Source organism: Nocardia sp. Marseille-Q1738 (assembly GCF_965283145.1).
In genome coordinates this window covers 12127-35855 of record NZ_CBDIMS010000007.1, presented here as the reverse complement: position 1 = coordinate 35855, position 23729 = coordinate 12127, and the positions used below count along the sequence as shown (strand labels likewise).

The window sequence follows — 23729 nt, the reverse complement described above, 5'->3', positions numbered from 1 at the left end:
AGGATTACGCCGCCATGCCCTTCTCGATAACCATTCCGCCGTGGCTGGAGTGGCTGGAGTGGGTGGCGGGGGCCGACTGGCCGAAAGGCCTGGAGGGCGATCAGAAAGCGGCCGGAGAAGATCTGCAGCGGCTGGCCCGTCAGCTGCGCACACGCGCAAGGCAGAAGGCGGAGACTGCGACCAATTCCACCGTGGTCGCCTATCCGGCCGGTGACGGTCGCGACGAGATGGAGAAGTCGCTCAAGGAGCAGCTGAAAGCCATCGACAAGCTGGCCGACAAGTACGACGCGGCGGGGCAACGCGCCATCGACTCCGCAGCCGAGATGCGCGCGACCAAGCTCAATGACATCTTCTCGCTGGCATGGTTGGCGGCGGAACTGGCGTACGCGCTGTTCCTGGGCCCGGGGGCGCCTTTCGCGCAAGCGGGCGCGATCGCGGCAACGCAGGCCGCGTGCCGCTGGCTCGGTGGCTTTCTGCTGCGCAGGATCGAAGCGATCCTGGCCAGGACGGCGCTGTCGCAAGCGAGCAGGGAGATCCTCGCCAAGGTCATCTACGAGATCGTTCAGGAAGCGATTACCGAGGTATTCCAGGGCACGTCGCAAGAAATGGCGGTGCAAGGGCTGAATATCCAGGCCGGGTACCAGGACGGCGGACTCAACTGGAATGCGATCGGCCAGAACGCGTGGATCTCCGCCGTTGCCGGTGGCGCGGGGGGTGCGGCGGGCCACGGCCTGCATAATCTCGTGCGTCACCTGCCGGGCGGACCCAGTGGGCTGGCAGGTCTGGGCAAGGGTGCGATCACCGGTGCTGGCGCGGGTTTGGCCGGTGCTGGTGCGGCCTATCTGGCGACCGGATTATCCGGGGGCGGTTGGGAATTCGACCCGCGGATGTTCACCGGCGGTGCTCTATCGGGCGTCGGGCCGAGCATGGTCTACGGCTACCGTGGCGGATCGAACTACTCCGGCGGGCCGATGGGCAACGGGCCAGGGCTGACTCCGAACGTCGGCACCATGCCGGATGGCACGAGCCAGGCTCCGGCTTCGGGTACCGGCCCCGGGGCAGGAACCGGCAACGGCGCAGGGACTGGAACCGGCACAGGGACCGGCTCCGGTACCAACGGTCCGGGAGCTGCCACAACCCCTGCGGGTGCGAATGGCAGCGGCACAGGTGGAGGTACCTCGGGTGGTGCGAATGGTGCCGGCGCCGCGGTAGATACCTCCGGCGGCGCAAACGGTGCTGGTGCCGCAGGGGATGCGTCAGGAAGCGCCCAGAATACGAATGGTGCTGGTCCCGCTGGCAATACGTCGAGCGGCACACAGCGTGCGGATGACGCCGGTATCGCCGCCGATACCGCTGGTGGCGGGCAGAGCAGCAATGGTGCCGGCGTCGCCGGGGATACGTCGGGTAGCGCGCAGACCGGCGGGGATACCTCCACCGGTACACCGCGAGACGGGGGCTCGGATGCGGCCGCCGCAAGCACGAACGGCGACAGCCGTGGCAGCACGGAAGGTGCCGGTGCTCAGCAGGCCGGACCCGCCGATTCCGATGTCGACTCCGCGGGCCGATCCGACGCGACGGCAAGCCAACCCGCGGCCGATGCGGGCCAACGCACAGCTGACGCGGGTCAAGGCGCACCTGACGCAAGCCGAGCCCCCAGCACCAGCCGGGACGGGGGAAACATCGGCGAGAGTGCTGACACGACCCAGCCAGGCGGGTCTACTCCGTCCTCCACCTCGCAACCGGCTACCGCACCGCAAGGTCCGGCCACCGACCCGCCCCCGACAGGCGCCACATCCGGTACCTCGGCTGGATCAGTGGCGGCACCGGGTTCCGGGACCGTGCCCGGAGCGGGAGCGGCGACGCCGACCGGTGCCGCGCCGAACTCGCCCTCGACCGCACCGAGCACGTCGGCGAGTTCGTCCTCGACCACGGCTGGGACCTCGGCCTCGTCCTCGACCGCGCCCGGCACTTCCACGAGTGCGTCCTCGACCGGTGCCGCCGCGGGTCCGGCGCGAACGGTCGGCGCGGCGACCGGAGGTCCGGACCAAAGCCGAATGTCGCTGCCGCAGACGGATTCTCCCGTCGACCCGCGTGCGGGTCGTGCCGAGGATCGAGACGGAACCGCGCCGCGCGCCAGCAGTACCGAGGCGCAGGACGGTACTCGGGCGCGCGCCGGTGCCGCAGGTCGGACCGCTGCCGGGCCGCTCGGACGGGACGGGGCCGTCCAAGCCCAGTCGGCCGATTCCGAAGCGCCGCAAGCGAGATCGGACGCCGACGCGGACGCGAACGCCGACCAGAGCGAGCATGGTATACCGGACGACGCCGTCCGGCCCGAGGATGTCGCACTGGTCGCCGGGCCGATCGCGGCATCGTCCAGCCCAGCACCAGATGTCCGCACCGCCGACTCCAACCGCGGCCGCCCCGACCCCGACGCCGATCGCCGGACCGACACGGACTCGGAGTCGTCCGGGGAAGGAGAGACCTCCGGCCGGACCGCCACCGATGCCGATAGCGATGTCGATACCGCCGCCGACACCGACAGCGCCGCGGACACCGACAGCGCCGCGGACACCGACAGCGCCGCGGACACCGACAGCGGTCGTGACACCGGCAGCGGTCGTGACACCAGCAGCGGTCGTGACACCAGCAGCAGTCGCGACACCGGCAGCGGCCGTGACACCGGCAGCAGTCGCGACACCGGCAGCGATGCCGACACCGGACGGAATCGCCGAGATCGGGTCCGGATCCTGCCCGAGGACACCAGCCCGCCGAGCCGAGCCGAGATCGACGATGCGAACGCCGCGCTGCGCCGTCTGGCCGACGACGCGCGCGCCGAAGATCTGCGGTACGGCGAGAACACCGACACCGATGCGGCGGGGGATCAGGCCCGCAGGAATGCCGACTGGTGGAACTCGCTGCGCGACGGCGGCACTCCGGACGGTGAGCTGAGTCCGCTGCAGCGGGCGATGGTCCGGACACATCCGGACGTGATCGGCAACGCGCCCGGCATCGACGCGGCGGCGGCGAACGAAGCGAATCGGCTGCAGATCGCACGCGAGATCGAGGATCTCCGGTCGCGCTACGGCCTGAGCCGCGCCGAGCGCGCGCAGCTGAGCAATCTCCGGGGAACCGTCCGAGCCCTGGCCAGCGCGCATCTCCAGGCCGCCTCTCTCGATTCCGCCCCTCCGGTGCACGTCGTGGCCTACGACTCGACCGCCTTCGGCGGAAAGGGACGTGCGGCCATAGCTATTGGAAATATCGACACCGCGGACCACGTGTCGTGGCACGTGCCCGGCATCCGGAACACCGTGGCGAAGCTGCACGCCGGTGTGCGTATCGCCGCCGCACAGTATCGGTCCTCGGCGGGCCGGGTGCGCGAGGGCGAGTCGATCGCCTCGGTCGCGTGGGTCGGCTACGACGTGCCCAGCGGTCGCGCGCAGGGCGTCTTCACCCGCAGGGCGCGTTCCGGTGCCGGACTGCTGGCGCGCGACATCGCCGCCGCAGACGCGGCGCGGGAGGTCAGGGGTGGACCGGATGCCGTCCCGACGAACAAGGTCTTCGCACACGGCTACGGCATCGATGTCGCCGAAGCCGCGGGCCGCGGCGGCAGGCTGGAGGGGCTGGCCGGTGACGTCGTGCTGTCCGGGATGGCCGAGCCGCATATCAGGGACGGGCACTTCGGCGACGTTCGCGTGCACGTACCCGACGGGACGCGCGGACTGTTCGACAGGATCGATCCCGTTGTCCCGGACGGCGGTTCGGAACCACCCCGTGGAGTGCCGACCCGAGCGCTGCACGACGTCGGCCGAATCGGGGCCGACCTGGTGGGCTCCGTGGACCACCGGACCCCCGACACCGCGCCCGATCCGGACCAGCCGCCCGCGCACTCGGTGAACAATTGCGGCGAGCTCGCGCTCTGGCGAGCCGCCGTGCAGACCGGCAACGGCTCGATCACGCTGGTGGAACCGGGATCGGTAGGCCCGGAGGGCATGTCCTGGCACGACTTGGAGGTCGCGTCGGGCGGTGAGATCACCAGGGTGGTCGGCAGCAAGAAGCGTCCCGCGCATCAGATGATCGCCGACGGCCTGCGGTATCTGGGTGGCGACGCGGCGGTCCTGGTCGTCGACGAGCACAAGGGCAAGGCCGACGAACACGGTGTGGGCGCGCATGCCTACGTCATGTACCACGACAAGGCCACCGGAAAGATCATGGTGGACGACCCCTTGCGCGGCGGGGTCTTCGAATTCGATCCGGACGCCGTGCCGGACGCCAAGTCCACCTGGGGCGTCTTCTTCGGCGCCGAAGGCGAGCACCTGCGCCCGCTCGCCGACGCAGGAGCGGGCAGCCGAGCCCGCGGCATCGCGGTGGGCGACACCGAACCGGACGACGACGAAGAGCCGGTGGAGCCGGCCGACAACCTACTCGCCGACGCGGTGGCACGGCGCGATGAACTGGCGGCGCGCATCCGGCAGCTGGCCGAGACCATACAAGCTTCTGTCGATCCGGAGGGGCTGACACCGGAGCAGCTCGACGAGACGGTGCGTGACCTGTCCGATCGGGACCTGGCCGACGAGGACGTCGCCCGGCTGTCCCAAATCGCCGATCTGGCCCCTGACTACCGGCACGCGGATGCCGAAGTCCGGCAGCTGGAGGCAGGGCGTCCGGTCGCGACCCCGGATACCCGCAGCGACGCTGTCCCCGCAGGGACGGATCCGTCGGCTGGGACGGACGCTACCGGCGCCGACCCAGACCGCTCCGGCACCACTACGCGTACCGAGGCTTCGTCCACCGACTGGGGCGCCGCCGATACCGGTGCGCCGGAGCCGGACGCGCCACGGCAACGCGGTGACCAGGTGCCGCCGGAGGACTCGACCGAGCCGTCCGGAGACCGAGTCCTACCGGAAGACCTGTCCGAGCCGACCGATGCCGAAGTGGACGCCGCGGACGCCGCGTTGCGACGGCTGGGACCGGACGCCTCGGCGGCGGACCTGCTGCACAGCGACCATCCCGCCGACGCCGTGGCCGCACGCGCGAAGGAACTCGGGCGACGTAACGCGGAGTGGTGGAACTCGCTGCGCGACAGCGAGGTACCGGCCGGGCAGCTGAGCCCGATGCAGCGGGCGATGGTGCGGGTGCACCCGGCCGTGATCGGCAACGCGCCTGGCATCGATGCCGCCGCCGTGGACCAGGCCAACCGGCTGCGGATGGCCAGCGAGCTGGCCGAGCTGCGGTCGCGCCGCAGGTTGACCCGCGCCGAACGCCAGCAGCTGCGCGTTCTGCGCGCGACCGAGAAGGCGCTGGCGGGTGCACAGCGGCGAGCCGCGGCCGTCGATCCCGATCTGCCGGTGCGTGTGGTTGCCTTCGATTCCACGGCTTTCGGCGGAAAAGGCCGGGCCCTGGTTGCCTTCGGCGACATCGATACCGCCCAGTATCTGGCGTGGCACGTCATCGGCATGGGCCATACCGTCGAGAAGCTGCACGCGAGCCTGGATTTCGCGCTCAACGAATATCGGGTGACCGCGGGCAGGCTCGGCGCGGGCGAGCGCAACGCCTCGATCGCGTGGGTCGGCTACGACGTGCCCGCGGGCGGGAAGATCACCGCGCTGCTGCAGGCGGCGACCCTGCGCCGTGCCAAGGCGGGTGCGGAACTGCTGCTGCGCGATATCGCCGCGACCGACGCGGCGCAGCAGCATGTTCGCGGGTCGGATGGAAAGCCGGTCAACCGCGTTTTCGCACACAGCTACGGCACCGCCCTCACCCAAGAGGCAGGGATGGGTGGCAGGCTCGCGGGTCTGGCGGGCGATATCGTGCTCTCGGGCGGCCCCGGCGGCCCCATGACGAATGCCGCGCAATTCGGCGGTGACGTCGACGTCTATGTCGCCGCCGCGTCCAACGACATCTTCACGAGGCTCGGCGCGACGGTGCCCGGTCGAGCGGGTCGGATCCTGCCGATGCTCGGCCTCGGGCTCGGCACCGATCCGGCGAGCGCGGGTTTCGGCGCGATCCGGATCGCCGCCGAACTACCGGACAGCAGGCGTTTCTCCGGCGTCTGGCAACGGCATTCGGGCTATTACAAGTTCGCCGACACCCGCGCCGGAACGCCGACCGAGGCGCTGGACAACTTCGGATTGATCGGTTCCGGTCGCGGCGGCGAGGTGTCCACCGCGCCGCACCGCCCCGGGGTTGCCGATCCGGGCTGGGTGCAGCGCCAATTGGGCGCTCGATTCGATGATCCGGAGCGCGGCCGGGTGCCACGCGCCGGCGACGGCTCCACGCCGCATCGGGTTCCGGATACCGTCCCGGATCAGCGGGCCGGCCAGCCGGATACCGCGAGTCGAGTCGAGCCGCGGCACGATGAGTGCGCGCCGCGTGCCTTGCGCTGGATCCAGCGTTTGACCGGCAGCGCCGCGGTGCGGCTCCCAGCGGGCGATATCGGCCCGCCAGGCATGAGCGCGGACGAACTGGAGTCGCACGCCGGTGGCCGGTTGCGTGCGTATGGGGCGGACCCGCGGCTGTCGGACCCGCACGATCTGATGGCGGCCAGGCTGCGGTTGCTCGGTGACGGTGCTTCGGTGCTGGTCGTCGACCAGTACCACGGTCCAGCGGACGACCACGGCGTCGGTGCGCACGCCTATGTGCTGACCAACGACAACGGAACGATCATGGTTCACGACGACAGCGTCGGTGAGCCGCACCCGTATCCGCCTCGCACACCCACCCGCGACCTCGCCGGAACCTGGGGAATCTTCTACGACGCGGACGGCAACCCGCTGGACCCGACCGAGGGCGTTGACCCCGCACCGCGGGATGGTTCACTGCCGTGGCATCGCATCGGCGCGCCGCCGGCCGATCCCGGCTACTCGGTCGCGCCCCGCAACCCGGAAACGGGCTTGCCGGACGACGTGCCAATCACCCGGGCCGACCACGATCTCGTGCGTGCGGCCGAGGATGCTCTGCGTGATCGGCTCGGTCCCACCGCGAACGCCGATTCCCTGCTGCGCGGCCTGAGCCCCGGCGATCCGGACGGCGCCGCACGCACACGGGCCGAAGTGAACGCCCAGTGGTGGTACGCACTGAGTTCCGACCAGCGGCGCGCCATGGTCGCGATCCACCCGGAGATCATCGGCAACGCCGACGGCATCCCGGCACGGGTGAAAGACGAGGCGAACCGGCTGTCGATCCGGCGCGACCTGGACACGTTCGTCGAGCGGCTGGGCGCCCACTATCGGCGCCACCCCAGCCAGCTGGAGCGGGTGCTCACCGGGACCGCACTCGACGCCGCGGAACGCAGACAGCTGCGCAATCTCCTCGCCACCCAGCGGCTCTGCTGCGGGCGGATCGGCTGGCCGGTGCCATGCATGTGGACGTGCCGACGCCGCGGGTGCACGTTCTGTCCTACAGCGCGACGGATTTCGGCGGCAGCGGACGAGCCGTGGTCGCGTTCGGCGATGTCGACACGGCGTCCTCGGTGTCCTGGCATGTATTCGGCGTGAATTCCAGCATCCGGACCATGGCGGAGCAGCTGAAGCTGGCCAGGAACGCCTACGAGATGACCGTGCGCACCGATTCGGAGGTCACCGCGGCGTCCATCGCCTGGATCGGCTACGACGCACCGGACAATCTGGCGCAGGCCACGACCACCGTCCGCGCGGAGGAAGGCGGCGCCCGGCTGGCCCAGGACGTGGTTTCCTTCCAGGCCACGCGCGCGTACCTGGCCGCGCGTCAGGGCGGCGAGCCGGTGCCGACGAACCACCTCTTCGGCCACCGCTACGGCGCCACCACGGTCAGCGAGGCCGCGGCGGACGCTCGGCTGGCGCGGGAGATCGGCACCGTGACGATGCTGGCCTCGCCGGGTGCGGGCCGGGTGCAGAGCGCGGCGGAGTACGGCGCGGACGTCGAGGTCTACGTGGCAAGCTCGTCCCGGGACTGGGTCGCCGGCATGGGTGCCAATACGCCCGGCGCCCGGGGCAGGCTGTTGAACGTCGGCTTGGGCGTGAACCCGGCCATCGACGCCTTCGGCGCCACGCGCATGGCGGCCGAGATCCCCATCGAGGGCAACACCGGCACCAAGAAGACGGTGTTCTCCCGGATCTCCCTGAAGCTGCTGGGTTACCCGGACCCGCGGTTCGCGGCGGGAGCTCGGGTGCACAGCCAGTACTACTGGTTCACCGACGAACACACCCGCGCGCCGACCGAGGCGCTGGCCAACATCGGGCGCATCGCCGCCGGGCACGGCGATTCCGTGCGGCAGGTGCAACCGCGCGCCGCGGTGGCGGATCCGAATCTGTGGCAGCGCCGCATCGCATCGCGGTCGGCCGACCCCGAGGCGCAACGGCCGCTCCGGTTCCGCGACGGAGCTCTTCCACCACCCGAACCCGCCGCCGCTGAGGACACCGACGCGCTGGTGCGGGAAGCGCTGGCACTGCGCGGCGACGGCGTGCGCCCGGCGGACCTGATGCACCGGGGCTACGCCGACGACTACACGCGGGCGCGCGAGCTGGCCACCGCGAACGCGCTGTGGTGGGATGCGCTGCGCGACAGCGGCACTCCGCAGGGCGAGCTGAGCCCGATGCAGCGAGCGATGGTGCGGGCGCATCCGTTCGAGGTGGGCAATGCCGACGGAATCCCCGCCCACGTCAAGGATCAGGCCAACCGGTTGCAATTGCGGCGGGACCTGGACGCACTGCTGGCCCGCAGGCCGCGCGGTGGCTCGCTGGCACGCATCTTCCGCGGTAGCGACATCACCCCGCTGGAACGCCAGCAGCTGAAGAACATCATCGCGACCCAGGAGGCGTTGAACCGCTCCACCGGCGTGCGCCCCGGAATACCGACGCCGCCAGTGCATTTGCTCGCATATGACGGGCTCGCCTTCGGTGGCGAGGGCCGCGCGGTGGTGGCGATCGGCAACGTCGACACCGCCGCGCACGTGGCTTGGCAGGTGCCCGGCGTCACCACGACCGTGGAGAAACTGACCAAACGCCTGCAGGCGGCGCGCGACCCGTACGAGGCCATGGTGCTGGCCGATCCCACCGTCGAGGTCGCGTCCATCGCGTGGATCGGGTACGACGCGCCGAGCGGCGCGAAGATCTGGCTGGAAACGAGGACACCCGAGTTCGCGGAAGTCGGTGGCCGCCTGCTCGCCCGCGACGTGATGGCCTATCGAGCGGCGCGAGCGGCCCGTGCCGGGCGGCCCGTCGACCAGGCAGCCGCCGATCCGGCGGTGACCGATTCCCGGCCGGTCGCCCCGCCGCCGCCGAAGATCCACCTTTTCGGCCACAGCTACGGTTCCACCACAACGGGTTACGCGGCCGCGAACGGACGACTGGCTCGCGACGTCGCCACGATCACGCTGGTCGGCTCGCCGGGCGCCGGGCCGGTCCAGCACGCCGCCGAGTTCGGGATCGGCGCCGAGAACGTCTACGTCGCCAAGCTCTCCTACGATCCGGTCACCGGACTCGGTGCGCTCATGCCCGGCCGCCACGGCCGCTTTCTCAACATGGGTTTGGGCATCAACCCCTCGGTCGAGGCATTCGGCGCGCGGCGCGTTCCGTCGCAGTTCCCGGCGGTCGGCCCGTTCGGCCGTGCGTTCCCGGCGCACGGCTTCTACTTCGACTTCATCGACGCCGATGTCGGCGAGGCCCCGGAGTCGCTGGCCTACTTCGGCCTGATCGCGACCGGACACGGCGACGAAGTGCCGCAGGCGCCGCACCGCGTCGTACCCGAGGACCCCGGTGTCTTGCACCGCGCCGGGTGGGCGCCGAAAGACCCCGAGGGCCAGCGAACTCCGGTCCGGCAGGACCAGCTCGGGCGCAGGCCCGCCGACGGAACTCAGGAACACCGGACACCTGACTCGAGCGAGCTACGGGATCCCGCGTCGCAGCGTCGAGTGCCCGAGGATCGGACCAGGCCGGAGATCCAGGGCCACCGCGGTGGTCGTGGACTGTGGTCGGAGAACACCCTCGCCGGCTTCGCGCAAGCGATGGATCTGGGCGTCGACGTGATCGAACTCGATGTCGGGCTCACCAGGGACGGCGTGCCGGTCATCGCGCATGAGCAGAAGATCGACGGCCACACCGTGCGAGACACCGGCCCGGTCCGGCCGAACGATCCGCAATTCCCCTACGTGGGTAAGCCGATTCGCGAGCTGACGGCCGAACAGATCCGCACACTCGACACCGCGGTGGTGAACAAGTCGTTCGCCGGAACCCAACAGGCCGCGCCGCGCGGCAGCGGGGTGCCCACCCTGGCCGAAGCCGCGGCGCTGGCCGCCGGCCGCGGCGTGACGCTGGCGGTGGAGATCAAGACCGATCCCTCCTGGAGCGACGCGGAAGTCCGTGCCGTGGTCGCGGCGACGGTGGAGTGCCTGCGCGGCTACGCCGTGCCGTATCGGGTGCTCGGTTTCGACTGGCGGGTGCTGACGCACGCCGCCGAGCTGGCGCCGGACGTCGACCGCGTCGCGCTGGTGAGTTCCCGCACCGCCACCGCGGCGTGGCTGGGCGTCGACCCCGGCGTCTCCGGGGCGGGCCGGGTCCGTGGCATGGCGGCGCAGGTCGTCGGCCCGCGCCGTTCGCCGGGCGGTGACCTCCCAGCCGCCGCACGGCAAGCGGGCGCGACGATGCTCTCGCCGGAGCGCGCCATGCTGACCGACGAGTTCTTGCAGCAGGCCGCCGACGTCGGCATGCCAGTGGTGCCCTACACGGTCAACGATCCGGACGAAATGCGCCGCCTGATCGAGGAAGGCGTCGCGGGCATCGTCACCGATTACCCGGACCTGCTGCGCGCGATCCTGGTCGAGCAAGGCTTCGAGGTTCCGGAATCGGTGCAGCCGAGGGGCGATTACGGTCCGGAGGACCCGCCGCCCGCGCCCGGTCCCGACAACCGCGGACCGGATCGAGGCCCGAACGATCGCGGTCCGCGTTCCGGCGGACCCGATGCCCGGCGGCCGGGCGACGCCGATACGGCACGGACGGACGGCACGGGGGAGCCGGACGCCTCACGCGGCGGACGTACGGACGACCAAGCCGATCAAGGCCGGTCGGGTGACGACCGGCCTGCTGCCAGGGCGATAGTCGCCGACAGCGGACACACCGACGTCGAGTCCAGTAGCACGCCACCCGCGCGTGGCGTGGAGGGTGGCGGACACGGCCCGGACGACCCCGAGGACACCCAACCGGCGACTTCCGACCCGGATGAGCCGGGGCACGGCGATAGTGACCGAGGCGGCGCGGATACGCACCCGCGCCACCTCGGTCCCGCCCTTCCGGTGGATCCCGGATTCACCGACGAGCAGCAGCGGATTGCCGACGCGGCGCTGCGGGACGGGGGCTTCGACGGGCCGGATGGTTTGCAGCGCAGTGGAACCCGCAGCATCGTCGACTCCGCGCGGCGGCGGGCGACGGAGAACGCCGACTGGTGGCATGCGTTGGCCGATCCGGGGCGCCCCGGCGAGCTGAGCTCGACACAGCAGGCTCTGCTGCGGGTCTACCCGCATCAGATCGGCAATGCCGACGGCTTGCCCGCGCAGGTCCGCAACGACGCGAACCGGCTCGCGATCACCCGCGACCTGGAGACGTTCCTCGCGCGACGGCCCGAAGGACGCGGCATGTGGTGGTCGCGCACCGTGCTGAGCGCGGCGGAGCTGAAGCAGCTGGGCAACCTGGTCCTGACCCGCAACCACCTGGCGCAGCTGGAACAGCAGGCACGTCAGGTGCCGGGCAATCCGCCCGTCCACGTGCTGTCCTACGACGCGACGGCTTTCGGCGGCGACGGCAAGGTGGTCGTTGCGCTCGGCAACGTGGACACCGCCCGAACGGTGAACTGGCATGTGCCCGGCACCAATACCACCCTGCGGTCGCTGCACTATCAGTTCACCCCGCTGCGTCATCTGTACGAAGAGACCAAGCAGGTGGCCCCCGATCTGGAATTGGCCTCGATCATCTGGATCGGATACGACGCGCCGACCGGCCCGATCAACACCGGATACGTCAGGGCCGCCTTCCGCGGCCGTGCGAAGGTGGGCGGCGACCTCCTGCTGCACGAGATCGCGGCCTTCCACGCGACCAGGGCGCACGCCGGAACCGCTGACCCACGGCAGCTGACGAACCGGATCTTCGCGCACAGCTACGGTTCCGTCACCGCCAGCTTCGCGGGCAAGCACGGCAGGCTGGCCGGACTGGTCGGCTCGATCGCGCTCTCGGGTTCCCCTGGCGCGGGCCCGGTCCGCAGCGCCGCCGCGTTCGGTATCGGGGCGCGGAATGTCTACGTCGCCGCCTCCTGGCGTGACCCGGTGACCATGTTCGGCGCCGACCAGCCGGGCGCGTGGAGCCGCTACCTCGGCACCGGGCTCGGCCTCGGCATGGATCCGTCCTCGGAAGCGTTCGGAGCGAGACGAATTCGCGCCGAATTCCCGCGGTCGGAGAACTTCGGCAATGCCGAACAGGTGCACCAAGGCTACCTGCGACCCAGCGATCCGCGGACCGGGCGGCCCACCGAGTCGCTGGCCAACTTCGGCCGGATCGCCGCGGGGCTGGGCGACACCCTGCCCCTGGTGGATCATCGCCATCCGCCGCCGGACCCGGGGTGGGCGCGGCGCCGGGTCGGTACCGCACCGAACGATGTCGAGCGCGGCCGTTTCGACGACGGCACCAGCGATACCAGGGCACCGGACGTGACGACGACGCCCGGCGTCACACATGTGGGGGAGACCGGTCCACGCGACTGCGCCGTTCGCTCGTTGCAGCTCGTCCAGGACCGGACCGGCAGCAGGGCGATCAATGTCGCCGCGGCCAGGGATGTCGGCATGGACGGCATGCGCTGGCAGGATCTGGAAGCGCACGCGGGCGGCCGCCTGCGAGCCGAAAGCCACGCGACCATCGCGGCACGCTTGCGGCGCATGGGCAACGGCGCCACCACCCTGGTCGTCGACGAGTACCACGGTGTCGCCGAGCGCAATAACGGCGTCGGGGCGCACGCCTATGTGATGACCAACGACAACGGCACCATCCTGGTGCGCGACCCCGCGACGAACGAGGTCCGCCGCTACCAGGACTGGACTCCGCCTCCAGGCGTCGCGGGAACCTGGGGAATTCACTTCGACGGCACAGGCGTTCCGCAACACCCGCATGATCTCGGCCTGGACGATGGGGCCCGTCCGGCCAGTCTGATCGGTGCATCGCCGCACCTGCCGGGCGATCCCGATGCCCAGCTCGCCCGGGCGCGTGCGCAGTGGACCGCGGTGGAAGAGGCCGTGCGCGCGAAAGGGGAACCGGTCGGCTACGCGCGCATTCCCACCGGGCCGGAGAGCAACGCCGTCTACATCGTCGAATTCGCCGACGGCAGCAAGTGGGTGTACAAGCCGGCATCCGGTCAGACGTTCGGGCAGATCCAGGTGCTGCCGTCGGGTTCGGTCGTCCGCGAAGTCGCCCGCTACCGAAGGGATCTGCTGCTCGGGTACGGCCATGTGCCGCCGACCATCGCGTGGACCGGGCGTTATGGCGCCGGTTCGCTGCAGGAACTGGTCCGGGTGCTGCCCAGTGCACCGCTGCCGGAATATTCGCTCGCGCAGCGGCACGCGGTGGCGATCGGGGTCTACATCGACGCCGATCAAGATCACAACGACTATCTCACCGCGGCCGGTGACGCCCGCCGCCCCCGTGGATCTCTCGTGATCCACGATGGTGAGCACACCTCGCCGCTGGACACCAGCCGGATCGGCATCCGATCGAGTTTCGTGGTCGACGCACTGCACGAGTCGCTGCACCCGGATCCGCTCGCGGCGGCGAGGGAGCTGCATCCGGACGCGCTGCGCGCCGTGCTCACCGAGTTGGGCATCGAGCCGGAAGCCGTCGACGGCGAGATCCGGCGGCTCGGGGAGATCCAGACCGACGGCGTGATCAGCGGCAGAGAATGGCCGGGGCGGATCAGGGACGTCCCCCGCATCACCCCGCCGCCGGAGCCCGAGGTCGCGCCCACTCCAGAGCCGGAGACCACCGAACCCGATACCCGCGTGGACACACCGAGCCTGTGGCGGCGCCTCCGCAGCCTGTTTTCCAGCGACAGCGGCCCCGCGCCGGACGAGGAGGTCGTCGACGGTACGACCGAACAGCGCGCACCCGACCACACACCGACCGACACCACGCGATACCGCAACGACTGCGCACCACAGTCGCTTTCGCGGGTGGTCGACCTGACCGGCAGCACCGTCGTGCGGGTGCCGCAGGCGGCGGTCGGCCCGCAGGGAATGACGGCCGATCAGCTGGAGGATGCGGCCGGTGGACGTCTGGAAAGCCTCGACTCGCGCGACGCGATCGCCGACCGGCTGCGCGGAATGGACGACGGCGCCACGATTCTGGTGGTCGAGGACTACCACGGCCCCGCCGACCAGCACGGCGTCGGCGCACACGCCTACGTCATGACCAACGAGGGCGGCACCATCATGGTGTACGACTCCGCCCTCGGCTTCCCGCACCCATACCAGCCGGGGCAGCCCACCCCCGACGTGCGCGCCATATCGGGCATCGTCTACACGCCCGACGGGACGCCGACCCGCTCCATCGACGAATTCGCCCCGGACGCGAGCGCCCGCCCGGACACCGGGATCGGCATGTCCTCGGGAAACGATCCATCCTCCGGTGCGGTGCCTGTGCGCCTCGAGGAGACCTTCGGTACGAATCCGGACCTTTCCGCGGACGAACGCAGGGCCGATGCCGAGACCGCGCGCAACTGGGTGGTCGAGAAGCTGCGCGAACTCGGCTGGCGCAATCCTGGGCAGCTCGACGACGTGCGCGTCGTCGTCTCGGAGCTGGTCGCCAATGCGCTGGACCACACGTCCGACCCGGTCCGGGTCGTCCTCGAGGTCACCGGGGACGCGGGCGCCAGGACACTGCGCGTCGACGTGATCGACACCAGCAGCGTGCAGCCCGAACTGGCGGGCTTCGAGCTACGGCCCGACGACCTGATCGAGCAGTCGGACGAGGACTTCGACCTCGACGCGCTGATCGCGGGTCTCGGCGAGCGGGGCCGCGGCCTGCCGATGGTCGCGGACATGACCCACGCCAGCGGCACCATCGAGCTCGAGGCGGGTAAATCGACCTGGTTCGTGCTGCGGGAACTGTTGGTCCGTGTCGCACCGCAGGAGGGGCTCGCGGCGGCGTTCGCGCGGTACGGCGACACCGGCGGCGGCTGGACCGGCGCCGACAGTACCTACTCGCGGCGGTTGCCGGACGGCAGGCATCTGTGGATGTTCTCCGACACGTTCCTCGGCACGGTGCATCCGGACGGATCCCGGCCCTCGGATGGCCCCTTTGTGAACAACACCTTCGTGGTGGACGACAACGGCGAGATGTCGACGATCCACGGTGGGACACAGGAGGTTCCGCAGGCCGTGGTGCAGGCCGGAGCGGATGGTTTCTACTGGCTCGGCGGATCATTCGTCACCGGATCCACGCTGAACGTCATGTTCGTCGGGTTCTCCCGCACCGGTGCCGGAATGTGGGATTTCGCCTTCCGCGACAACGTGCTCGCCCGGTTCGACACCGATGATCTCCGCCTGCTCGACATCACCCCGATGCCCTCGGAAACGGGCGTGAATTGGACGGCGTGGGCCGAGTTCGACGGCACGCACACCTACATCTACGGCATGGAGGAGGACGGCGCGTCCAAATACATGCACTTGGCCCGCGTGCGGGGCGACGATCCGCGCACGCGGTGGGAGTTCTTCGACGGCTCCGGGTGGTCGTCGAGCGAGACGGACTCCGCACGGATCATGCCGGGTGTCGCCAACGAGTACAGCGTCACCCGCTGGCGCGGCCGCTATTTGCTGATCACGCAGGACACCAGGTCCGCGTTCGGTACCGACATTCTCGCCTACGTCGCGGACGCACCGACCGGACCGTTCACCTCGCCGACCGTGCTCTACCGGACGCCGGAGACCGGCGCCGAAGGTTCCTACGGCGACGCGAACATGATCACCTACAACGCCCACGAGCATCCCGAACTCCGCCGCGGCGACACCTTGATCATCAGCTACAACGTCAACAGCCTCGACCCCGGCGGCGTGATCGACGACGTGACCAAATACCGTCCGCGCTTCATCGAGGTCGAGCTGAATCCCGATTCCGGCGGGCCGGATTCGGGTGGCGCCCCATCGGCGGATCCGCACACCGGCCCGGGAGAGCCGCACAGCGGTCGACGCGCCGACCCTGGCGAGCCCGAACCCGGGCAGGTCGGCGACGTCGATCCGGCGATGCAACCTGCTTCGGAACGGGAGGCGTTGCCCCGGTTGTCCGATGCGCAGCTGCACCCGCCCGCGACAACAGCACCGGCGAGTGAGGCCGATGTCGAAGCGCTGATCGCCGATCGCTTGGCGGCGCTCGGCATAGATACCGAGGCGGCGCTGCTGCTCGAGGCCAGTTTGCTGATCGAGGAGAAATATCTGAGCACCGCGGTGATCGCGGATCAGCCTCGGCCGGAGACGATCTTCGGACTCGCGGAGTGGGCCGGTTATCTGGATGCCCGCCTCCTGGCCAGACAGTACGGCGATCGGGAATTGACTCCTGACTTCATCGTGGCCCTGCATATGCGGCTGGCAGCGATGACGGCGCCGGAGAAAGGTGCGGAGTTCGCCCGGCCGGGTCTGCGGACCTGTGTGTTGACTTCCACTCCGACCGAAGATCAGATAGCGGCGATCAACGAGAATCCAGCGCTTTCCTATCTGCCGCCACCCGCCGGGCCTGATGTGCACGGCGTCGTCAAGTATCCCGAGTTCGCCTCGCAAGAGGAGGTCAGGCGAGAGCTGCAGTCGTTGTGCGACTGGTACAACGCGGCAACGCGCGAATCCGGCTACGACCCCTTCGAGATCGCCGCGACCTTGCAGCACCGGCTCGTCTCCATCCATCCTCTGCACTACAACGGCCGTCTTTCGCGACTCCTGATGAACTGGTCGCTGGAGAATGACGGACAACCGCCGAGCGCCATCCGCGAGTTCGACGACGACTTCCTCACCCGGTTACCGGACTGGGTGGCGGAGGTCCGGGCGGGCAGCGTGCGATATGGCGAATGGGCGGGCAGGCTCGCCGAACTGGGGCCGGCCATCGACCCGGTGACGCTGTTCGGTCTGGAGCAACTACGGGAACGTTATCGGCAAATAGGCGGGCAGACCGCTCCTTTCGTGGTGGGGCAGCGGCACGACGGTGTCAAGTACCGGCGATTGCTGGCGGCGGTGATGTCCGGTGACGCGCTGCCGGATGTCGCCGACCCGACGCCTTCGGCTCCCGACGCCGTCACCGGCGCGCTCGAGGAGCTTCGCGCATGGGCGGCCAGTTTCGACGACCGGCAGGTTCAGCACCTCGTCGGCGAGAAGCACGCCGAGACCGCGGCCCGCCTGGCGGCGTTCCAGCGTGGTGAACGACCTCCGGTCGATGAGATCATCGGCACCGCACGGGAACTGGGCGTATTTCTGCGGGAAGCCCTACAGTGGCTCATGGTCAGAGCAGCCCGGCCCGGTCCGGTTCCGGACGATGCCGCAGGACTGTTCGACATGGCGCGGGCGTTGCCCGATCGCTACCCGGAAGTAGCGGAACTGCGTGCCGCCGCGAGCACGTTGGTCTCGGTCGACAGCGCGCTCGCGCAGTTGCGTGCCGAGCCGCTCGAGCCGATCACCGGACCTGGTTCCGGTACCGGTGCCTCGGACCGCCATGGCCCGCCGGAGTCCGGCGATGCCCCGCCATCGCCGGATGGGCAGGTTCCAGCACAGCGTGGACCGGCGGTGGAGCCCGCCGAATCCGAAGTCGTGCCGCGACAGCGGAGCCAGGTCCGGAACGCCGCACGCTTGGCGTCGGAGCGCGCTGTCGACGCGGCCTTGGTCGCCGCGGTCAAGGCGGGAGACACCGAGGCGTTCGGAACGCTGTATGAGCGGCACGTGGGCGCCGCCCGCACTGCCGCGGCCGGGGTGGTTCGTGGCAGCGAGCACGTCGATGACGTGGTGGCCGAGAGTTTCGCGAATGTCTTCGCGCTGTTGAGCCGCGACGGGCGCACCATCGAGCATTTCCGTGCGTACCTGCTGACCACGGTGCGCCATGTGGCCGCGGCGTCTCGCAAGCAGGGGGACCGGCAGGTCGCGACCGACGACCTGGAGCGTTTCGCTCCCGAGGAGCCGTTCCGCGACACGGTGGTCGATGAGCTCGACAGTTCGCTGGTGGCCCGTGCGCTCCAGTCGTTGCCCGAGCGATGGCGAATGGTGTTGCACAGGCTCGAGATCGAGGGCATGAAACCCCGCGAGCTGGCGTCGGAGCTCGGGTTGACCCCGAACGCCACGAGCGTTCTCGCCGCCCGCGCCCGGGAGGGTCTGCGGCAGGCATATCTACAGATGCACCTTTCCGGTCCGGTTCGGGAGGAGTGCCGCCCGGTGGCGGAGAATCTCGGCGCCTACGTGCGTGCCGGTCTCGGCAAGCGTGAGACGACAGCCGTGCGCGAGCACCTGGCCACCTGCGCCGACTGCGGTGCGCTCCACCGGGAACTCGCGGACATCGATGCCGTGATCCGCCGTAACCGGGGCGAAGTCCCCGACGCGCCGCGGCGACAGCCGCCGGGCGACGGCACGGTGCCGGTCCAGCGCCTCTCGGATCAGCCGGGTGGTGGCGGGGTCCAGTCCGATTCCGCTGGGCAGGACAGCGCGGACCGGAATCCGCCGACGACAGGCGGAAAGGAGGCTACGAGATCGGGCCGACCAGCCGACGGGGACGACGCGCCGTCGCCCGGTCCGTCGGCGCATGACGCTCAGGCCGCGTCACCCTGGACCATGACTCCGGCGGAGCGCGCGCTACTCGACATTGGCGCGGTGATCCGTGAAGAAGTGCTGGATACCGGCCATTTCCATCTGAACGAAGTGCTGGTCGTGCACTTCGAGAACGGGACGGCGGTGTATCGGCCCGCGGCGCGCGAACCGATCCCCGGCATGGAGCTGCCCACGGCAGGGCCGGTGGCCAGCGAGGTCGCCACCTTCCGGTTCGACCACCTGCTCGGATTCCATCAGGTTCCCCCGACCGTCCCCTACGAGGGAAGCCGTGGACCCGGATCGCTGCAATACTTCGTCGCCGAGTTGACGGAACCGCTTGCACCGCAGGAATATTCCGTCACACAGCGGTTCATGATGGCGATCCGGGACGCCATCACGGGTGAGTGCGACCGGCAGGGCAGCGACGGCACCGCGGGTGCGATCGCCATCGCGGCCGACAACGACTTCTCGTTCCCGGAGCACGCAGGCTCGTTCGTCGTCACCGACCCGGATCTGATCCTTACCGACCGCCCGGACGCGCGAACCGATCTGCCGTTCCTCGGCACCAGATTTCCTTACCTGCTCGAGTTGATGGACCAGCCGATCCCGCCGGAAATCCTGGCCAAGGTCCGCGCGGTCACGCGCGCTCGAGCGGAGGCGGTCCTCGCGGAACTCGGCCACTCGCGCAGCGCGATCGACGGCGCGCTGCACCGCCTCGCGTCGATCCAGGCCAGGGGCATGATCACCGCGGAAGTCTGGGCGTACGCCGGTCCGCCACCGCGCCGAGGCGGCGAAGGGATCGGCCGAGCCGACGGCACAACGCCCGGTCAACCGGACGATATCGGCCCAGGACCGGCCTCGATCCCAGCTCGTCGCGGCGAGCGGGATTCCGCGGCCGAGCCGGTGGACCAAAGGACCGAGAACTCCGGCCGGGCTGACGATCCCGCATTACCCAGCGCGGCCACCGAATCGGCCCGCGAAGTCCCGGAGCCGATCGACGACGACTTCGCCAGATGTCGCACCGCGGAGGAGGTCGGCGCGCTGCTGACCGCGAAACATGGTGTGGTCACGGTGGGATTCGACGCCCGCCGCTCGACCGGCGGCCGGGTCATCGATGTGGAGGCAGCCCGCGAATTCGCCAGGGCGCTGGACGACAAGCTCACCAAGCATCCGTGGCTGGATATTCGCGAGGCGCGCATCGGGCCGACCGACGATCCGAAGAACTTCGCCGAGACCGAATACGGGGTCGAGAACGGCAAGCTCTATGCGAAGTCGATCGTCCTCAATGAGCTGTACGCCGCCGACCCGCAGCGATCCATGCGGGAGTGGGACGAAGACCTGGCCAGCGGACACCACGTCGGTCCCGAAAACCGGCCCTGGTACGGCAATATCGTGCACGAGATCGGCCACGCGGTGGACTACGCGGGCGGCCTGGCAGCCCGGCGCGAGGTGCCGTACGCACTGCTCGAGCATTACCTGTTGCTGCAAAGCCGGGCGGGTGTCCATGGCGATGCGGATCTCGACGGATACGAGCACTGGGTGCGCGAGCAGTTCAGCAGGTACTGCTTCGACGAGCGTGGCGATCTGAAGTTCGGCGAGGCATTGGCGGAGGCGTACGCCGCCGTCGAACACGACGACTCGGACATCACCGAGGGCGAAGAGGTGCTGTACGACCTGCTGATGCGGCATGCCGGAGCATCCTCCGGCGCGCAGGTCACCATGGCCGACCTCGCTATGCCCGAGTCGGGCAGGGAAGCCGTCGGCCCTGGTGGTCCGTCCGAAGATGATCACGCACCGTCGCCGGAAGGTGCCCCTCAGCACGGGACAGTCGGCAACCTCGGTGAGTTCCGCGGCGACGCACGCGAACCCGGCCGCGATCCCATGCGCCAGTCCGTTCTGATGCGACAGGTCGAAAGCGCCCTGCGGCTGATCGCCCCGGAGGAAGTGAGCTGGTTCCGGCCGCCGCCGGTGGGTCCGGCGGGATCCATGAGCCGCGTTCGCGAAGACGGGTACTTCAAGCTGCCGGACGGCCGGACGGTGCACCTGCGCGTCGGCGAGGTCAGCGCGGAAGCGGTCGCCGAATACCACGCGCGGCCGGACGGTTCGGCCTTCGATCTCACCGTGTCCGACCGGGCGCGTTCGCGCGATGTCGCGCGTGCGGTGGCCGATCTGCTGGTGCAGATCCGGTTGGCCACCGATCCCACCTTCCGGCATCCAGGCGGACGTTTCGCCGAACTCAAAGTGGTTGCCGCGCAACTCGATCAATCGGTCTTCGATCCGGCGCGGTCGAATCTCACATCGGACTACCGCCGGGATCTCGCCGACTTGCTCGATCATCTGGGTATCACCGCCGACCCGGTCGGCGAAGCCGCCGAGCTGCTCGCCGAACACGATCCCGAGCTGGCACGGCGAATCGGACTGGAGTACGGCGGTGTCGTGGCCGCCCGCCCGGTCTTCGGGCTCTTGCTGACCGAACCGGCCTTCGAGGACGCGGCCCAGGCGCATCTGACCCGCCTCGGCGAACTGCTGCGCGGCGAGTACGCGACCGACGTGCTGACCATCGAGGCGTTGGCGCTGAACGGGCGGATGCACGAGGAACAGGTCCGCCGCATCTTCGATGCGATCTATTTCGATCCCGCCGCCGATGCCGCGCGCGGAACCGTGGACAGGGACGCCCTGATCGAGGCGCTGATCCCGCTCAGAGCGGCGATCAACGATCCGCTGCCGCACGGCCCGCGGCGGTTGGCCGCGATCGAGGCGGCCATCGACGAACTGCGCGCGTCACCGCTGATCACCGACGAGCTGCGCGGCGCGGTGAATTGGGCGCGCATGCGCCAGGCCGCGTCCGCGTTGGTGGCGATGCCGGACTGGATCGGAGGCGTGCTGCACCGGAGCACCGGACAGGTCGAGATCCGGGCGGCCCTACCGGCGCATTCGCAGGGCACATCGATGTCGCTGCTGGACTTCCTGCACACCGTGGACAGGGCGAATCGTGGTGCCGCACAGCATGGTCTGAACGCCGAGTACGTGGTCGTGATCCACGACCAAGCCGACGGACGGTCCTCGGTGGAGGTGCTCTCCCGCCCGCGGCCGACCTACCGGCTACCCGCCGAGCGCAACGATCCGGTGCTCTTCGCGCCCCGTCCGTCGGTACCCGCGGCCCGCGCCGGTGGGCACACCGTCGACGTCGGCGTGGGACGCAGCGCGTTCGCGGTGGAACTGACCCCGATCCAGGACACGATGGGCCGCGGTCTGATTCTGCAGACCGAATTGCCGCAGGACTTCGCCGACGCCGGGCAGCGCCGCCGCAACCTCGGCGTCCTCGATCCGGGTCCGCTGCCGATGCCGGGCGCGCTCGTGTTGTTCGCCGACCTGCTCACGCACGGCGAGGTGCTGGCGGCGGGCGGCAACGGCGGTGTCGCCAGGTTCTATATCAACAACGTCAGCGCGCACTACACCGCCGCCCAGTACGACGCGCTGGCCGCGCAACTGCCGCGGACCCTGGCGCCGGGCGCGCGCATCGAAGTGCAGTGGGACATGACCTCGGAGCGGGCCGAGGGCGGCAGGCCCGGCGACCGCGGACACATCCAGGGCGATCTGCTGATGGAAGCGATCGAGCGGGCGCTGCCGCCCGCGGTCGGCGGCGCCTTCCGGGTCGTGGAGCACACCGTCTTCGACCCGCCGGGCAACGAGGACTACCTGTACTCGATCGACGCGGGCGCGAGCAACGTCCTCAACGCCGGGACGATGGCGCTGTACACGCCGCCGAAACCCGACCACCGCATGGTGATCGCCTACGAACCGGACGCGGGCGCGCCGGTGGCGGCGGTGGAGCGGGTCGCGCCCGCCGTCGACGTCGACGCGATCTTGGCCCACGACCGCAGACCGGAGGTATTGGCCCAGCCGACCGGAGATCCGGCGACCGCGCATCTGCCGACGCTGCGTCAGCACTACATCGCGGAGGTGCGACGCCTGCAGGCGGTGGAGGACGCGCTGCGCGAACGCGGCGCGTCCGACGAGGAGATCGCCAGGACTCTGCAGAACGCGCGCCGGGAGATCGGCGCCTTCTACAAAACCCAGGACTACGGTGAACTGGAGCACCTGAAAGACCGGATCCGGAGGCGAAACATCCGCGAGTACAAGGACCCGCTCGGCCCGACCGTCGAATATCTGCGCGAGGTCAAGGGCCTCAGCTGGGCGCAGATCATCGCGGGCGCCAAGCGGCCGGGTGGCGCCGATCTCGGACTCGGCAGTGACGAATCGGGAGGCAGCGCGTGAGCGCACCTCGGGCTCGGCTCGACCGTGCGGCGGAGCAGCTGCGTGACTACCTGCTGTGGTTGGCCGCGCGGCTGACGCCCGGCGCGACCCCGCGGGTTTCGGTGCCCGACCACCCGGTCGCGGTGGACTGGCACGAGCCGGTGCGGTACCAGTACCGCGCCAGCGCCCGCGTGCACCAGCCCGGCGCGGCCTACGATCCGGCCGTGGTGCACCGGGCGGTGGCCGCGCTCGCCGAGGCCGGGTGGTCGGTCGACGTCGAGCGCTCCGCGGATGAGTCGGGGGCGGTGCAGTCGACGGTCATCGGTAAACGCGACGAGTTCGTGGTGCGCATCCGCGTACAGGAAGGCTATGGCGGCGTCATTTTCACCGGTGAGACACCCATTATTGCCGTACCCGAGGACGATTCGTTCGTCTCGCCCCAACCGGTCGTCACGGCGGATACCGTCGGCGCGGACGCGGTGTTGTGCTACGAGTGCGCGGGCCTGGGCTGGTGCCCGGCCTGTCAGGGCCGCGGCTGGACCGCCACCGGCCCTTCCGGCCGCCAGCGCTGCCGGGAATGTCTCGGCACCAAGGTCTGTCCGGTCTGCCGCGGCGCGGGTGAACTCGTGATCGCCGAACTGACCCCGGCCGATCGAGCCCATTACCCCGATCTACCAAGCACTTTCGACCGATGAGTGAA

Annotated in this window: 3 protein-coding genes; all 3 read left to right on the top strand. The window is 70.0% G+C overall.

Annotation, left to right across the window (positions count from 1 at the left end; all coding sequences use genetic code 11):
- Positions 1-14 precede the first annotated feature (14 nt).
- From ACWPXK_RS23660 to ACWPXK_RS23650, 3 genes are read left to right on the top strand one after another with little or no spacing between them, the layout of a single operon-like run.
- The gene (locus ACWPXK_RS23660) at positions 15-7493 is read left to right on the top strand and encodes an alpha/beta hydrolase (protein WP_454198377.1); all 7479 of its coding nucleotides are present in this window, start codon (positions 15-17) and stop codon (positions 7491-7493) included.
- Entirely contained in the window at positions 7382-23050 is a 15669-nt protein-coding gene (locus ACWPXK_RS23655; protein WP_454198581.1) for a sigma-70 family RNA polymerase sigma factor, read from the top strand. The genes ACWPXK_RS23660 and ACWPXK_RS23655 overlap by 112 nt, the downstream gene beginning before the upstream one ends.
- Positions 23047-23724: a hypothetical protein gene (locus tag ACWPXK_RS23650; protein ID WP_454198376.1), complete on the top strand. Its 678-nt coding sequence runs from the start codon at positions 23047-23049 to the stop codon at positions 23722-23724. The genes ACWPXK_RS23655 and ACWPXK_RS23650 overlap by 4 nt, the downstream gene beginning before the upstream one ends.
- Positions 23725-23729 lie beyond the last annotated feature (5 nt).